13 protein-coding genes are annotated in these 15,112 nt (G+C 65.3%); 3 read left to right on the forward strand and 10 right to left on the reverse strand.

Annotated elements, in window-relative coordinates:
• Nucleotides 1-67: 67 nt before the first annotated feature.
• On the forward strand, nt 68-652 hold the full coding sequence (gene rdgB, locus BM031_RS11665) for an RdgB/HAM1 family non-canonical purine NTP pyrophosphatase (protein WP_091874739.1): 585 nt from the start codon (nt 68-70) through the stop codon (nt 650-652).
• The gene (hemW, locus tag BM031_RS11670; protein ID WP_091874740.1) at nt 649-1,884 is read left to right on the forward strand and encodes a radical SAM family heme chaperone HemW; all 1,236 of its coding nucleotides are present in this window, start codon (nt 649-651) and stop codon (nt 1,882-1,884) included. Before rdgB ends, hemW begins: the two co-directional genes overlap by 4 nt.
• Nucleotides 1,885-1,931: 47 nt before the next feature.
• Here hemW and BM031_RS11675 read toward each other — a convergent pair whose 3' ends face one another.
• The 5 genes from BM031_RS11675 to BM031_RS11695 all read right to left on the reverse strand — a co-directional run bounded on the left by BM031_RS11675 (nt 1,932) and on the right by BM031_RS11695 (nt 9,097).
• Nucleotides 1,932-2,717: a M28 family peptidase gene (locus tag BM031_RS11675; RefSeq protein ID WP_091874741.1), complete on the reverse strand. Its 786-nt coding sequence runs from the start codon at nt 2,715-2,717 to the stop codon at nt 1,932-1,934.
• Between the two features lie 80 nt (nt 2,718-2,797).
• The gene (locus tag BM031_RS11680) at nt 2,798-2,989 is read right to left on the reverse strand and encodes a hypothetical protein (protein ID WP_229408812.1); all 192 of its coding nucleotides are present in this window, start codon (nt 2,987-2,989) and stop codon (nt 2,798-2,800) included.
• A gap of 268 nt (nt 2,990-3,257) precedes the next feature.
• Entirely contained in the window at nt 3,258-4,676 is a 1,419-nt protein-coding gene (locus BM031_RS11685; RefSeq protein WP_143084568.1) for an efflux transporter outer membrane subunit, read from the reverse strand.
• A gap of 8 nt (nt 4,677-4,684) precedes the next feature.
• The gene (locus BM031_RS11690) at nt 4,685-7,843 is read right to left on the reverse strand and encodes an efflux RND transporter permease subunit (protein ID WP_091874744.1); all 3,159 of its coding nucleotides are present in this window, start codon (nt 7,841-7,843) and stop codon (nt 4,685-4,687) included.
• 27 nt (nt 7,844-7,870) lie between these two features.
• Entirely contained in the window at nt 7,871-9,097 is a 1,227-nt protein-coding gene (locus BM031_RS11695) for an efflux RND transporter periplasmic adaptor subunit (protein WP_177207728.1), read from the reverse strand.
• A gap of 158 nt (nt 9,098-9,255) precedes the next feature.
• Here BM031_RS11695 and BM031_RS11700 point away from each other — a divergent pair, with 158 nt between their 5' ends.
• Nucleotides 9,256-9,873 carry a TetR family transcriptional regulator gene (locus BM031_RS11700; RefSeq protein WP_091874746.1) on the forward strand — a complete coding sequence of 206 codons (618 nt, stop codon included), beginning with the start codon at nt 9,256-9,258 and terminating at the stop codon, nt 9,871-9,873.
• Nucleotides 9,874-9,996: 123 nt separating this feature from the next.
• Here the strand turns inward: BM031_RS11700 and tal are convergent, their stop codons facing one another.
• The 5 genes from tal to BM031_RS11725 form a co-directional block, all read right to left on the reverse strand.
• The gene (tal, locus tag BM031_RS11705) at nt 9,997-10,926 is read right to left on the reverse strand and encodes a transaldolase (protein ID WP_091874747.1); all 930 of its coding nucleotides are present in this window, start codon (nt 10,924-10,926) and stop codon (nt 9,997-9,999) included.
• Between the two features lie 101 nt (nt 10,927-11,027).
• Entirely contained in the window at nt 11,028-11,528 is a 501-nt protein-coding gene (gene msrC, locus BM031_RS11710) for a free L-methionine (R)-S-oxide reductase MsrC (protein WP_091874748.1), read from the reverse strand.
• A gap of 127 nt (nt 11,529-11,655) precedes the next feature.
• A complete protein-coding gene (locus BM031_RS11715; protein ID WP_091874749.1) occupies nt 11,656-12,510 on the reverse strand; it encodes an SIS domain-containing protein in 855 nt (284 codons plus the stop codon).
• 12 nt (nt 12,511-12,522) lie between these two features.
• On the reverse strand, nt 12,523-13,992 hold the full coding sequence (gene zwf / locus BM031_RS11720; RefSeq protein ID WP_091874750.1) for a glucose-6-phosphate dehydrogenase: 1,470 nt from the start codon (nt 13,990-13,992) through the stop codon (nt 12,523-12,525).
• Between the two features lie 221 nt (nt 13,993-14,213).
• Nucleotides 14,214-15,110 (reverse strand): SMP-30/gluconolactonase/LRE family protein, encoded by an 897-nt coding sequence (locus BM031_RS11725; protein ID WP_229408814.1) that lies wholly within the window; start codon nt 15,108-15,110, stop codon nt 14,214-14,216.
• Between the last annotated feature and the right edge of the window lie 2 nt (nt 15,111-15,112).

Below are 15,112 nucleotides of genomic sequence, written 5' to 3' on the forward strand. Positions count from 1 at the left end.
CCACAGCGTCCTTCAGCCTATCGCGCTAAAATACCCCCCCTCGCCGCAAATACACCCCAGAGCACCCATGACCCAACGCCTGATCCTCGCCTCCAACAACGCCGGTAAACTGAAAGAATTCGCCCAGCTCCTCGAACCCATCGGTTTCGACCTGCACCCCCAAGGCGACTTCGACGTCCCGGAAGCGGAAGAGCCGTTCGGCACCTTCGTGGAAAACGCGCTGACCAAGGCGCGCCACGCGTCGCGCCTGACCGGCCTGCCGGCGCTGGCCGACGATTCCGGCGTCTGCGTCAACGCCCTGGGTGGTGCGCCCGGGGTGCATTCGGCGCGCTTTGCGGGCGAGCCGAAATCCGACGCCCGCAACAGCGAGAAACTGGTCGCCGACCTCGCCGGCCACGCCGACAAGTCGGCCTACTATTACTGCGTCCTGGTCTACGTGCGCCACGCCGACGATCCGCAACCCATCATCGCCGACGGCCGCTGGAATGGCGAGATCATCGCCACGCCGCGCGGCGCCAACGGCTTCGGCTACGACCCGCACTTCCTGATCCCCTCGCTCGGACAGACCACCGCCGAACTCGAACCAAGCGTGAAAAACGCCCATTCGCACCGCGGCCAGGCCCTGCGCGCATTGGTCGAGAAACTGCGATGATCCCGATCAAAGTCGCCGGTCCGGCGCCAAGCGAGCCGCGCAACCCGGCCACGGCGGCCCTGCAATACCTGCAGCCGGGCGCGCTGAACCTCGCGGCCCTGCCGCCGCTGTCGCTCTATATCCACTACCCCTGGTGCGTGCGCAAGTGCCCGTATTGCGATTTCAACTCGCACGAAGCCAAGGGCGAGCTGCCGGAGAAAGACTATCTCGACGCCGTGCGCCTCGACCTGGAGCAGTCGCTGCCCCTGATCTGGGGCCGCAAGATCCACACCGTCTTCATCGGCGGCGGCACCCCGAGCCTGATGTCGGCCGCGGGCCTGGACCGCCTGCTGTCGGACGTGCGCACCCTGCTGCCTCTGGAGATTGGCGCCGAGATCACGATGGAGGCCAACCCAGGCACCTTCGAACAGGAGCGCTTCAAGTCCTACCGCGACAGCGGCGTGAATCGCCTGTCGATCGGCATCCAGAGCTTCAGCGGATCGCACCTGAAAGCCCTCGGCCGCATCCACGACGAACGGGAAGCCTTGCGCGCGGTGGAGATCGCGCGCTGCACGTTTGACAACTTCAACCTCGACCTGATGTTCGCGCTGCCCTCGCAGACGCTCGAGGAAGCGCGGCGCGACCTGCAGACGGCGATGTCCTTCGCGCCGCCGCACCTGTCGATGTACCACTTGACGATGGAACCGAACACGGTCTTCGCCAAGTACCCGCCGGCGCTGCCGGACGACGACTTGAGCGCCGACATGCAGGACATGATCCTGGAAGCCACCGCGGCGGCAGGCTACGAGCACTACGAAGTGTCGGCCTACGCGAAGGCCGGCAAGCGCGCGAAGCACAACCTGAACTACTGGGGTTTCGGCGACTATCTCGGCATCGGCGCCGGCGCGCATTCGAAGATCTCCTTTCCGCACCGCGTGCTGCGCCAGGCGCGCTACAAGCAGCCGGGCTCCTTCATCGAGGCGGCGAAGCGCGGCAACCCGGTGCAGGAAGAGCACGAGATTGCCCGCGGCGACATGGGCTTCGAATTCATGCTCAACGCGCTGCGCCTGACCGAAGGGTTTGATCCGAACCTGTTCGGCGAACGTACCGGCATGAACATCAGCGCCATCACCAAACCCTTGAACGAGGCCGAAGCCAAGGGCTTGCTGTACCGCGACCACAAGCTGATCAAGCCGACCGAACTGGGCCAGCGTTTCCTGAATGACCTGCAGGAGATGTTCCTGGTCGGGTAAGGTAGCGGCCGTAAGGTGGCCGGCTTCGCCGACCACCTTACGGAGGTTTACGTGCTGGCCCCACCGGCCAGGGACGCGATCGTGCGGGCCAGCCCCTGGACGACACGCGCCATGTCCGCGTAATCGACTTGTCCGGCTGCGTCTTGCGTGGTGTGGAAGTAGGGATAGCGCTGGAAGGCGGTATCGGTGATCATCAGAGCCGGAAGCCCTGGCTGGCCGCTGTGGTCCGACAGCGTCATTCCCATCACGTGCGCCCGCGCCGCCAGCCCTTCGGCCGGGGACTCGGGCTGCGCCTTGAACGCCGCCAGCGCCTGCCGTACCGGCGCCGACGATTCCAGCTTGCCGACGAAGGCAATGAAGTTGCCCTCGCGAGGAGATTGCTTCGCGCCGACGAAAAAGACGAACCTCACTTCGGTGCCGCGTCGCGGGTGCATGGACTTGAGCAGGCGCGCCAGTTCGAGCACGGCTGCGGTGCCGCTGCCCCGTGCAGTATCGACATGGGCGCCGACGATGAAGATCCGCTCGGGACGCGCTCCCGGCGCCGTGCTGGACACCGAGACCTCGATGTTGCGCACTTCCCGGCCGCCAGCCTCGGCCACCTGCGTGCGCGGACGGTAACCGTAGGCTTGCAGCGTGGATGCGATGTGCCCCGCGGCGGCGCAACGGGGCGCGTCGCTGGCGAGCGCCTGCACGTGGTTCTGCAGGCGGGTGGAGAGCTCCGGGCCGGTGGCGGCGGAATCGGCGGAGTCGGTTTCCAGCGCCAGCGTCGCCAGCACGACCGCCAGCAGGATCGCGATGAGGATCTTCCAGTGTGAGCGGGCGAATTTGCGCATGGTAGTCGGGCAGGGCCTTCAACCGTCGATGCGGCCAGTGTAGCCAAGTTGTCAAAGCCACGCGCCGACAATTCCGCATTTCAACGTGCGCTGTTCGGCAGCACCTGGAAATCATCGGTATGGTCGAGCGCGCGCAGCGGCTCAGCCAGGTTCGGCGGCGGCACCGTGAGCTTGCGCTGGCGAAGGTCGAACCACCCAGCAGTGGACGTCAGGCGCGCGTCGGCGGATTTGTCGAGATAGGCGGTGTTGCGCATGTGGGCATTGAAGTCCATGTCGCCCCAGCCGGCGATGAGGGTTTGTTGGTACAGGGTGGGCTCCTTGCTGGTGATGGTTTTGCTTGGAGGCTGTGCGGCGGAATTGGGTCCCGGCCTTCGCCGGGACGACGGTTCATGAGCTGGGGTGAAAGCAGCACCGTCGTTCCCGCGCAGGCGGGAACGATGCCACTGGCATCATTCCCCCAAGTTTGCAGCGTACCCGCAGCGCAAGCAAAAAAAAACCGGACCACGAAAGTCCGGTTTTCCATGAAACAAACAGCCAGGATCAGCGCGCCGCCACCGGCGTCCCCGCTTCCGTCCACCCGCCCCCCAGCACGCCATACAGCGTGACCTGGTTCTGCAAGCGCTGCAGGTTCGCCTGCACCGCCGCCTGCTGCGCCTGGAACAGCGCGCGCTGGGCGTCGAGCAGTTCGAGGTAGCTGGCGGCGCCGTTCTTGTAGCGCAGGTCGGCCAGGTTGAAGCGGTCCGCTTCGGCTTCCGCCACCGCGCGCTGGGCGCGCAGTTGCTCGCTGAAGGTCGACTGCCCGGCCAGCGCATCGGCCACTTCGCGGAAGGCCTGCTGGACCGAGCGCTCGTACTGCGCCACGGCGATGTCGCGGCCGGCGCGGGCGCTGCCCAGCACTGCCGTGTTGCGGCCGTAGTCGAAGATCGGCAGGATCGCTTGCGGCGCAAAGGTCCAGCCGTAGGTGCCGCTCTTGAACAGGCCGGACAGCTCGCTGCTCGCGCTGCCCACCTGTCCGGTGAGCGAAATGCGCGGGAAGAAGTTGGCGCGTGCGGCGCCGATGTTGGCGTTGGCCGCCACCAGCTGCTGCTCGGCCGCGCGGATGTCCGGGCGGTTGGCCAGCAGGTCCGACGGCAGGCCGGCCGGCAGGTCCGGCAGGTCGGTGGTGGCCAGGGTGGTCCCGGCCGGCACGCTGCCGTCGACCGGCGCGCCTACCAGCAGCGTGAGCAGGTTCAGGTCCTGGGCGCGCTGGCGCTGCTGCGCGGCGAGCGTGGCCAGGGCGGTTTCCACCAGCGAGCGCGCCTGCTGCAGTTCGAAGCGCGAGGACACGCCGTTATCGAAGCGCAGCTGGGTCAGGCGCATCGATTCCTGGCGCGTGCCCAGGGTTTGCTGGGTGATCGCCAGCAGCTCTTCGTCGGCCAGCAGCTGCAGGTAGACATTGGCCACCGACGAGATCAGGCTGATCTGGGCGGTCTTGCGCGCCTCTTCGGTCGCCAGGTACTGCGCCAGCGCTGCCTGCGACAGGTTCTTCACGCGGCCGAACAGGTCGAGTTCGAAGGCGGTGACCTGCAGGCCGGCCTGGTAGAGGCTCGAGATCGGCTCGTCCTTGCCGGTGGTCTGGCGCTGGCCGCTGATGCCCAGGCCCACCGTCGGCAGGCGGTCGGCGCGCTGGATGCGGTACTGCGCACGCGCCTGTTCGATGTTGGCCACCGCGACCCGCAGATCGCGGTTGTTGACCAGCGCCTGTTCGATCAGGCCGCGCAGGCGCGCGTCAGGGAAGAAGCGCTGCCAGGCCAGCGAGGCCGGGGCCTCGCCCACCACCGGGGCGGCAGGGGCGCTGGCCGCCTTCGGCATCTCGGGGAAGGCCGGGGCCACCGGGGCCACCGGGCGCTCGTACTTCGGCGCCAGCGACATGCAGCCCGCGAGCAGCATGGCCAGGGCCAGCGGAGTCAGTTTTTTCATTGGTGTGATCATATTTTTTCCTGGGCTGCGAGAGCCGCTTCGTCTTCATGCGAATATTTCTTGCGCTGGCGTTCGCTGCCCTTGAAGATCTTGCGCACCACCACGAAGAACAGTGGCACGAACAGCACGCCGAGCGTCGAAGCCGTAATCATACCGCCCATCACGCCGGTACCGATGGCGCGCTGCGATGCCGAGCCGGCGCCGCCCGCGATCACCAGCGGCAGCACGCCAAGGATGAAGGCCAGCGAGGTCATGATGATCGGGCGGAAGCGCAGGTGCGCCGCCTCGATCGCCGCGTCCATCGGCGATTTGCCCTGGGCCTGCAGGTCTTTCGCGAACTCGATGATCAGGACCGCGTTCTTCGCCGCCAGGCCGATGATGGTCACCAGGCCGATCTTGAAGTACACGTCGTTCGGGTAGCTGCGCATCATGGCCGCCAGCACGGCGCCCAGGATACCGAACGGCACCACCAGCAGCACCGACACCGGGATCGACCAGCTTTCATACAGCGCGGCCAGGGCCAGGAAGATCGCCAGCAGCGAGAACGCCATCAGGATGCCCATGGTGCCGCCCGAGAGCTGCTCTTCGCGCGACTGGCCGGTCCACTCGAAAGCGAAGCCCGACGGCAGCCTGGCTGCCAGCTTCTCCATTTCGGTAATCGCGTCGCCGGTCGAATAACCCGGCTTGGCGTCGCCCGAGATGCTCATCGCCGGATAGCCGTTGTAGCGCAGGGTCTGCATCGGGCCGGTCACCCACTTGGTGGTGGCGAAGGAAGACAGCGGCACCGGCTGGCCCTGGATGTTCATGGCGTTCAGGCGCAGCAGGTCGTCGGGTTGCATGCGGTCCTTCGCATCGGCCTGCACCACCACGCGCTGCAGGCGGCCGGCGTTCGGGAAGTCGTTCACGTAGCTCGAACCGAGCGAGGTCGAGATCGCGGTATTGATCGCATCGAAGCTCACGCCCAGGGCCTGCGCCTTGTCGCGGTCGATGTCGAGCATGACCTGGGGCGCGTCTTCCAGGCCTTCCGGACGCACGCCGGCCAGGATCGGGCTTTGCGCGGCCATGCCGAGCAGCTGGTTGCGGGCCGCCAGCAGGGCGTTGTGGCCGTTGCCGCCGCGGTCCTGCAGGCGGAAGCTGAAGCCGGTGCCGCGTCCAAGTTCCGGGATCGGCGGTGGCGACAGCGCGAAGATGAAGGCATCGCGCACGCCGGACAGGCCGCCGATGATGCGGTTGGCGACGGCGCCCGCGCTCGAGTCCGCGCCCTTGCGCTCGCTCCAGTCCTTGAGTGGAATGAAGGCCAGCGCCATGTTCTGTCCGGCGCCCGAGAACGAGAAGCCCAGCACGCTGACCATGTTCGCCACTTCCGGCTGCTTCATGATGAAGGCTTCGGCGGTGCGCATCACTTCGTTGGTGCGCTCCAGCGTGGCGCCTGGCGGCAGCTGGATGTTGGCGATGATGTAGCCCTGGTCTTCGTTGGGCAGGAAGGAGTTCGGCATGCGCGTGAACAGCAGGGTCACCAGGCCGATCACGAGCACGAAGGCGACCAGCGCCCGACCGGAGTAGCGAATCAGCTTGCCCACCCAGTTTTCGTAACCCTTGGCCGTGCGCGAGAAGCGGCGGTTGAACCAGCCGAAGAAGCCCTTCTTCTCATGGTGGTGGCCCGCTTCGACCGGCTTGAGCAGGTGCGCGCACAGGGCCGGCGTGAGCGACAGCGCCAGGAAGGCCGAGAAGGCGATCGAGGACACCATGACCACCGAGAACTGGCGATAGATGTTACCCACCGCGCCGGCGAAGAAAGCCAGCGGCACGAACACCGACATCAGGACCACGGTCACGCCGATGATGGCGCCCGAGATCTGGCCCATCGCCTTGCGCGTCGCCAGCAGCGGGCTCAGGCCCTCTTCGCTCATGATGCGTTCGACGTTCTCGACCACCACGATGGCATCGTCGACCACGATACCGATGACCAGCACCATGCCGAACATGGTCAGCACGTTGATCGAGTAGCCCAGCGCCAGCAGCGTACCCAGGGAACCGAGCAGGGCGACCGGGACCACGATGGTCGGGATGATCGTATAGCGGAAGTTTTGCAGGAACAGGTACATCACCAGGAACACCAGCACCAGCGCCTCGACCAGGGTATGCAGCACCTGCTCGATCGAGATGTCGATGAACTTCGAGCTGTCGAATGGCACGGTGGCCTTCATCCCGGCCGGGAAGAACTTGGACAGTTCGTCCATGCGCTCGCGCACCAGGCGCGCCGTTTCCAGCGCGTTGCCCGACGGCGCCAGCTGCACGCCGATACCGGTGGAAGGCTTGCCGTTCAGGCGTGCCGAGGTGCCGTACGACTGGGCGCCGATTTCGATGCGGGCCACGTCCTTCAGGCGCACGGTCGAGCCGTCCGGATTCGCCCGCAGCACGATGTTGCCGAACTGTTCGACGCTCGAGAGCTGGCCGGTCACGACCACGGTCGCGGTGATTTCCTGGCCGCGCGCCAGCGGCAGTTCGCCGATGGTGCCCGAGGCCACTTGGGCGTTCTGGCTGCGGATGGCGGCGTTGACGTCGGCCGGCGACAGGCGCAAGCCCACCAGCTTGGCCGGGTCGATCCAGACGCGCATGGCGCGCTCGGTACCGAACAGCTGGGCGGTACCGACACCCTTGATGCGCTGGATTTCAGGCAGCACCGTGCGCGAGGCGTAGTCGCCCAGCGCGATCGGGTCCCACTTCGGATCGTCCGACGAGAGGATGGTAAACAGCAGGAAGTTCGCGCGCACCTTGTCGACGCGCACGCCCTGCTGGTTCACCGCCGCCGGCAGGCGCGGGGACGCGCGCGACAGGCGGTTCTGGACGTCGACCTGGGCCAGCTCCGGATTGGTGCCGGTTTCAAACGTGAGGGTGATCGAGCCGCTGCCGTTGGCGGTGCTGCTCGACTCCATGTAGACGAGGCCGGGCGACCCGTTCATCTCGCGTTCGATGACGGAGATGACCGAGTCTTCCAGGGTCTGGGCCGACGCGCCGGGGTAGGCGGCGTTGATCACGATCGAGGGCGGGGCCACGTTCGGATACTGGGCGATCGGCAGCTGGGTGATCGAAACCGCACCGATCACCATGATGAACAGCGCGATCACCCAGGCGAAAATGGGGCGGTCAATAAAAAAACGTGCCATGTTAAATCCTGTTCTTGTTCGGGCGCGTTAGCGTGCGGCTGCAGCTGGGGCGGCGGCCGGTGCACCGGAGCCTGCGGCTGGCGCGGCTGCGGCCGGCGCCCACGACACCGCCTTGACCGGGGTACCCGGCGGCAGCATCTGCAGCTTCTGGAAACCGTCGACCATCACGCGTTCGCCTTCTTTCAGGCCGTCGGTGACGATCCAGTTGGCGCCTTGCTGCGAGCCGATCTTGACGGTGCGCGGGGTTGGCTTGTTGTCGGCGCCGACCACCATCAGGGTGTCGCCCTGGGGACCGCCGCGGGTGACCGCCTGCTGCGGCACCACGATGCCGTTCGGGAGCTGGGCCTGGGCCAGGCGCACGCGCACGTACTGGCCCGGCAGCAGGGCGTTGTCCGGGTTCGGGACCTGGGCGCGCAGGGTGACCTGGCCCGTGCTCGGGTCGACGGTCACGTCGGAGAACAGCAGGCGGCCGCGGGTGGCGAGCTCGGTGCCGTCGTCCAGGATGACGCTCACCGGCGCATCGTTCTTGCTGCCGCCGCCGGCCTGCTTGCGCAGGCGCTGCAGCTCCGAAGCCGACTGGGTGATGTTCAGGTACATCGGGTTGTTCTGCTGGATCAGCGCCATTTCGGTCGCCTGGGCGCTGGAAACCAGTGCCCCTTCGGTCACCAGCGCGCGGCCGATGCGGCCGGAGATCGGGGCGTACACGTTGGCGTAGCCGGAATTGATCTGGGCGATGCGTACCTGTGCTTTCGCAGCGGCGACGGCCGCTTCGGCCTGCTTCTGGGCCGCCACGGCATTGGTGTATTCCTGCTTGCTGATGGCGTTGGCTTCGACCAGCGGCTTGTAGCGCTCGGCCTGGGCGGTGGCCTGGTTCAGGGTCGCCTGGGCGCTGCCGACGTCGGCCTGGGCCGCCGCAAGGCGCGCCTGGTAGGGCGCCGGGTCGATCTGGAACAGGGACTGGCCCTGCTTGACTTCGCTGCCTTCGGTGAACAGGCGCTTGAGCACCACGCCATCGACGCGGGCGCGGACCTGGGCGGTGCGGACTGGTTCGGCGCGTGCCGGCAGTTCGGTCAGCAGCGAGACCGGTTCGAATTTGGTGGTGATGACCCCGACTTCCGGAGCCGGCATGCCGCCGCCTGGGCCGCCTGCAGCAGGCGCTGCGTCTTTTTTACCACAGGCCGACAGCAGGGCGACCGCCATCAGCGTGCCTGCGGCGATCCGGGTGAGGGACAGGGTGGAGTGGTCTAAGCGCATTACGTGTGCTTTCATTCTGATTGTTGATTCGACTACCGTATGCAGACATTTCCACCACATACGAATCGTCACTGGCTTTTGCGAACAGTTTTATATACTATCACGGCTGTATGTTTAAAGTTTGAGACGCTCTTCTAGACGAAGGGCCCGGGAAAAAAATGGCACGTAAAACCAAAGCGGAAGCTGCTGCGACCCGCGACAGCATCCTCGACGCCGCTGAAAGATTGTTCGCCGAACAAGGCGTTTCAAGGACAACTTTACAGCATATTGCGAGCGCTGCGGGAGTCACGCGTGGCGCCATCTACTGGCATTTCCTCGATAAAGGGGCGCTTCTGCATGCGATGATGGACCGCGCCAAGATGCCGCTCGAGGAAGCGATGCTGCTGCTCGACGCCAGCGAGAAGGACGACCCGATGCACGATTTGCGCGAGTACGTCATGATGGTGCTGCGGGTGACGGCCACGGACCCGAAGGCGCGGCGCGTGTTCGAGATCGTCACGCTGAAGATGGAATTCGTCGACGAAGCGGTGACGATGCGCGACGGGCGGCGCGAGAAACAGCTGATCTGGATGCAGCGCGTCGAAACCCGCCTGCAGCAGGCCAAGGCGCTGGGTCACGTCAAGGACGACCTGGACCTGGTAATGGTGGCGCACGGCATGTGGATCATCATGGATGGCCTGATCCGCAACTGGCTGTTCGATACCGAGGCGTTTGACCTGGTGGAGCTGGGCGGGTCGGTGATGGATGGGTACCTGTCGGGGCTGCGCAAGTGCTGAAGATTCATTCGTTTGTTGACGCAAGCACGTCGTAGGCGCCAGTGGCGCGTACGACGTGCATCTTGTAACGAGACTTCATACCGTAAGCGCCGTTCAGGCGCTTTTTTTTACGGCCCGGCCTTCTTAGCGCATCGTCGCGATCATCTGCTTGAGCTTGATCGAATCCGCCACGAAGGCGCGGATGCCTTCGGACAGCTTTTCGGTGCCCATCGCGTCTTCATTGAGCATGAAGCGGAAGGTCTTCTCGTCCATCGCGATCTTCTCGATGTCCGCATTGGCGTCGGCAACCAGCTTGCGCTCGAGCGGTGCGTCGCTGTCGGCGAGCTTTTGCAGCAGGTCGGGCGAGATGGTGAGCAGGTCGCAGCCGGCCAGTTCCTGGATCTGCGAGGTGTTACGGAAGCTCGCGCCCATCACTTCGGTCTTGTAGCCGAACTTGCGGTAGTACTGGTAAATGCGCTTGACCGACTGCACGCCCGGATCGTCGGCGCCCTGGTAGTCGGTGCCGGTCGACTTCTTGTACCAGTCATAGATGCGGCCGACGAACGGCGAGATTAGCTGCACGCCGGCTTCGGCGCAGGCGATCGCCTGGCACAGCGAGAACAGCAGGGTCAGGTTGCAGTGGATGCCTTCCTTTTCCAGGATCTCGGCGGCGCGGATGCCTTCCCAGGTCGATGCGATCTTGATCAAGACGCGCTCGCGCGACACGCCGGCCTTTTCGTACAGGGCGATCAGCTCGCGGCCCTTGGCGACGGTGGCTTCGGTGTCGAACGACAGCGCGGCATCGATCTCGGTCGAGACGCGGCCCGGCACGAACTTCAGGATCTCCACGCCGAAACCGATCAGGAGGTTGTCGACGATTTCATCGATGCTCGCGTGCGGCGCGTCGGCGATGGCTTTTTCCAGCAGCGGACGGTATTCCGGCTTCTGCACGGCCTTGAGGATCAGCGACGGGTTGGTGGTCGCATCCTGCGGGGTGTAGGCCTTGATCGACTGGAAGTCGCCGGTGTCGGCGACGACGGTGGTGTATTGCTTGAGCTGTTCGAGTTGGTTCATGTGGGGTCTCGGTGTGAATGAGTGAATCAGGTGTTGGGGGTTGAGTGCGAACTTGGGCGGAACAATGCCACTGGCATTGTTCCGCCCAAGTTAACATGCACCTAAACGAAATCGGTACCGTCCATAAACGCGCGAATCATCGCCTCCAGTCCTTCCCGGTCTTCCTCCGAAAACCGGTCCAGCACCGGGCTGTCGATATCGAACACGCCAAGGACTTCGCCGTCCTTGACCAGCGGGATCACGATCTCCGACGCCGACGCCGAATCGCAGGCGATATGGCCCGGAAAGGCGTGCACGTCCGGCACGACGATGGTCTTGCGCTCGACCGCGGTGGTGCCGCAGACGCCGCGGCCGAAGGGGATGCGGGCGCAGGCAGGCTTGCCCTGGAAGGGGCCGACCAGCAGGTCCTGGCCCTCGCCCTTGCGGGACGGGACCGTGAAATAGAAGCCGGCCCAGTTCAGGTCGGACAAGGTATCGTAGACCAGCGCGGAGAACTGCGCGGCGTTGGCCATCAGGCTGCGTTCACCTTCGAGCACGCTCTCGACCTGGCGCTCCAGCAGGGCGTAGTCGGGGCGTTCGCTGCGTTCTGGGTTGATGTGCATGGCGTATCCGGGATGCTTTGGAAACCGGGTATTTTACACCTGTGTCGGGTTCAGTTCTTGTGGCCAGCGGCTTTGGAACGTCGTACCGGCGAAGGCCGGTACCCAAGGTAGCCCGCTGGGTGGTAACTCAACCAATGAACGAATCGAACTGCATGTCGTATTCCTGCAGCGCCTTCTGCGCGTTCTGCATCTTCTTGCGAAACTCCGGCCCGCGCTGCAGCGCCAGGCCTACGGCCAGCACGTCGATCACCACCAGGTAGGCCAGGCGCGCCGAGATCGGCGTGTAGGGGTCGATCGCGAACACCAGGTCGATCGGGATGAACAGCGTGGCAATGTCCGCCAGCGGGGTGCCGGACGGCGCCAGCACGATCACATCGGCCCCGCCGCGGCGCGCCAGTTTTGCGGAGCGGGTCAGCGCCGGGTTGTTGCCGCGCTGCGAAATCGCCACCACCGCGTCGCCCTCGCGCAGCAGGGCCGCGGCGATCGAGTGGATCGCCGGGTCGGCATAGGCCACCGTGGGCACGCCCGAGCGGAAGAACTTGTGCTGGGCGTCGGCCGCCACGAAACCCGACGAGCCCTGGCCGTAGAACTCGATCTTGTTGGCGCGCGACAGGATGTCGAGCGCCTTCTGGATCAGTTCCGGCTTGAGGTTGTTGCGCAGGTCGAGCAGGGTGTTGATCGAGCGGCTGCAGATCTTGTTCACCAAATCCGCCGCCAGGTCGTCCGGGGCCGGCTGCTCGTTGGCGCCGGGCAGGGCCAGCGCCAGGCCCTGCGCCAGCTTCAATTTGAACTCATGCCAGCCGTCGTAGCCGAGCGTGCGGCAGAAGCGCACCACGGTGGGCTCGGAGACTTGCGCGCTCTTGGCCAGCGCCGTGATGTTCTGGCTGACGATGAGGCTGGGGGCGGCCAGCACCGCGAGCGCCACCTTGCGCTCGCTCTTGGAGAGCGAATCGAGCTGGGTGCGGATGGAGTCGAGCAGCATGATCGGTCGCCTTCAGTCTTCCGGCAGCACTTCTTCGCGCCACTGCAGGCCGTCGCGGCCGATCAGTGCGCTCGAGGCGGCCGGGCCCCAGGTGCCCGAGGTGTACGGCACCGGCGTGGAATCGTCCTGTTCCCAGTGTTCCAGGATCGGTTCGACCCATTCCCAGGCCGCTTCCAGTTCGTCGCCGCGCATGAACAGGGTGAGCTGGCCACGCAGCACGTCGACCAGCAGGCGCTCGTAGGCTTCCATGCGCGGGCTCTTGAACTGCTCGCGGAAATCCAGCTCCAACTCGGCCTGCTTCAGGCGCATGGAGTCGCCCGGCGTCTTGGCCATCAGGTTCATCGACAGGCCTTCGTCCGGCTGCAGGCGGATCACCAGGCTGTTGGGCTGGAAGCTCGACGTCGGCTGGTTGAAGATCGAATGCGGAATCGGCTTGAAGCGCACCACGATCTCGGCCAGGCGGTCGGCCATGCGTTTGCCGGTGCGCAGGTAGAAGGGCACGCCGGCCCAGCGCCAGGTGTCGATCTCGGCCTTCACGGACACGAAGGTCTCGGTCTTCGACTGTTTCGGCGCGCCCGGTTCGTCGCGGTAGCCCGGCACCGCCTGGCCATCCACGTAACCGCCGCGGTACTGGCCGCGCACGATGTTCTGCGACAGGGTGGTCGGGGTAAAGCGCTTCAGGGACCGCAATACCTGCAGCTTGGCGTCGCGCACGGCGTCCGGGGCGATCGAGGTCGGCGGTTCCATGGCCACGATGCACAGCAGCTGCAGCAGGTGATTCTGCAGCATGTCGCGCAGCGCGCCGGACGTATCGTAGTAGCCCAGTCGGTTACCCACCCCGATCTTCTCGGCGATGGTGATCTGCACATCCGAAATCCACTCGCGGCGCCACAGCGGCTCGAACAGGATATTCCCGAAGCGCAGGGCCAGCAGGTTCTGCACCGTCTCCTTGCCCAGGTAATGGTCGATCCGGTAGATCTGGGACTCGGCAAACACCTTGCCGACGTCGAGGTTGATCTGCTTGGCCGAGGCAAGGTCGCGACCCAGCGGTTTTTCCAGGACAACGCGCGATGCGGGCGTCACCAGATTGGTTGCGGCCAGGTTGTCGCAGATGGTGGCGAACAGGTGGGGCGGGGTGGCCAGGTAGTAGACGCGGGTGAGGGACTCGTCCTTGCGCAGCGCTTCGGCCAGCGGGCCGTAGGTGGCAACGTCGGTGGCATTCAGGGCCACATAGACGATGCGCTTCAAGAACCGCTGCCAGCTCGCTTCCTCTGGCGTGTCCTTGATGTGCTGCTTCGAATTCGTTTCGACCATCTTCAGGAACTCTTCCTGCGTCGCCTCGTCGCGGCCGACGCAGATGATGCGGGCGCTGTCGGGGAGGTCGTTGCAGACGTCACGCGAATACATTGCGGGGAGCAGCTTGCGCATTGCAAGGTCGCCACTGCCACCGAAGAAAACGAGGTCGAAATCGGAAAGTGCCATAGGAATATCTGTGAAAGATGGATGGAGGCTTATTGTGTAAATTTACTACACAGATATGGTGTTAGCAAGAAAATTTACTACGTGCTTGCAGGGTGGACGCTAATTCGATTGTTACCGCTAGATCCGTCATTCCCGCCTTCGCGGGAAGTCGTAGGCGCCCGTTAGGGGGGCGTGTCCCAAGTGGGGGCGCTCGCTGGACGCGAAGCTAGCGGAAAACCGCCTTAGGACTGATACTCCGGCTCCTCCCGCCCCGCCACATCCACCCGAATCGACAACACCTTCCCACTGAGCGGATACTTCTCCAGCTCATCCTTTGATCGCCCATGACTGGCGCTGGTGATATACAGCGTGCGCAGGTCGCTCCCGCCGAAGGCGACGGAGGTCGGGCAGCGTACCGGCAAGGCGATCTCGCGCAGGATCTCGCCGTTGGGAGCAATGCGCAGCACGCGCCCGCCTTCGAACATCGCCACCCAGTACGCGCCTTCGCTGTCCACCGTCGCGCCGTCGGGACGGCCGCCGTAATCCGCCGCAGCTTTATCGGTCGAGAAGGTCTTGAGCGTGCGCCCGTTCGACTGCACGCCGGTGGCCGGATCGAAGTCGTAGCAGTCGATCCGGTGCGTGGTGGTATCGGCATGGAACATCGTGCGGCCGTCCAGGCTCCAGGCCAGGCCGTTCGAGTTGGTCATGCCGCCGGCCCAGGCGCGGCGCAGCTGGCCGCGTTCGAACACGTACATCTCGGCGGCCGGCTTGTCGCGCGGTTCGTACATGGTGCCGATCCAGAACCGGCCGGCCGGGTCCACGCGGCCGTCGTTGAAGCGGACGATGGAGGTGTCGTAGGGCGCATCGGCGACCGGGACTTCCTTGCCGCTGGTGGTATTCAGGCAGACGATGCCGGCGCGGGTGGCGACGTGCAGGTTGTTGTCGCCGTCGATCGCCAGGGCGGACGGCTCCGAGCCCATCTTCCAGGAAGTGAACTTGCCGCTGGCCGGATGGACGCGGTTGACGGTCAGGCCGTTGATGTCGACCCAGTACAGGGCCGACTCGACCTCGTGCCAGGTGGCGGATTCGCCGACCAGCATCGGCGCGTCGTGCACTACTTCGAATTTTTCCATTGCCATGT

This window comes from Massilia yuzhufengensis, assembly GCF_900112225.1.
In the GTDB taxonomy this organism is placed as follows: Bacteria; Pseudomonadota; Gammaproteobacteria; order Burkholderiales; family Burkholderiaceae_D; genus Telluria; species Telluria yuzhufengensis.

Bases quoted from the DNA above. Each gene is read 5' to 3' on its own strand.
- rdgB (WP_091874739.1), top strand. From the start codon at position 68: ATGACCCAACGCCTGATCCTCGCCTCCAACAACGCCGGTAAACTGAAA.
- hemW (WP_091874740.1), top strand. From the start codon at position 649: ATGATCCCGATCAAAGTCGCCGGTCCGGCGCCAAGCGAGCCGCGCAAC.
- BM031_RS11675 (WP_091874741.1), bottom strand. From the start codon at position 2,717: ATGCGCAAATTCGCCCGCTCACACTGGAAGATCCTCATCGCGATCCTG.
- BM031_RS11680 (WP_229408812.1), bottom strand. From the start codon at position 2,989: ATGGACTTCAATGCCCACATGCGCAACACCGCCTATCTCGACAAATCC.
- BM031_RS11685 (WP_143084568.1), bottom strand. From the start codon at position 4,676: ATGAAAAAACTGACTCCGCTGGCCCTGGCCATGCTGCTCGCGGGCTGC.
- BM031_RS11690 (WP_091874744.1), bottom strand. From the start codon at position 7,843: ATGGCACGTTTTTTTATTGACCGCCCCATTTTCGCCTGGGTGATCGCG.
- BM031_RS11695 (WP_177207728.1), bottom strand. From the start codon at position 9,097: ATGCGCTTAGACCACTCCACCCTGTCCCTCACCCGGATCGCCGCAGGC.
- BM031_RS11700 (WP_091874746.1), top strand. From the start codon at position 9,256: ATGGCACGTAAAACCAAAGCGGAAGCTGCTGCGACCCGCGACAGCATC.
- tal (WP_091874747.1), bottom strand. From the start codon at position 10,926: ATGAACCAACTCGAACAGCTCAAGCAATACACCACCGTCGTCGCCGAC.
- msrC (WP_091874748.1), bottom strand. From the start codon at position 11,528: ATGCACATCAACCCAGAACGCAGCGAACGCCCCGACTACGCCCTGCTG.
- BM031_RS11715 (WP_091874749.1), bottom strand. From the start codon at position 12,510: ATGCTGCTCGACTCCATCCGCACCCAGCTCGATTCGCTCTCCAAGAGC.
- zwf (WP_091874750.1), bottom strand. From the start codon at position 13,992: ATGGCACTTTCCGATTTCGACCTCGTTTTCTTCGGTGGCAGTGGCGAC.
- BM031_RS11725 (WP_229408814.1), bottom strand. From the start codon at position 15,110: ATGGCAATGGAAAAATTCGAAGTAGTGCACGACGCGCCGATGCTGGTC.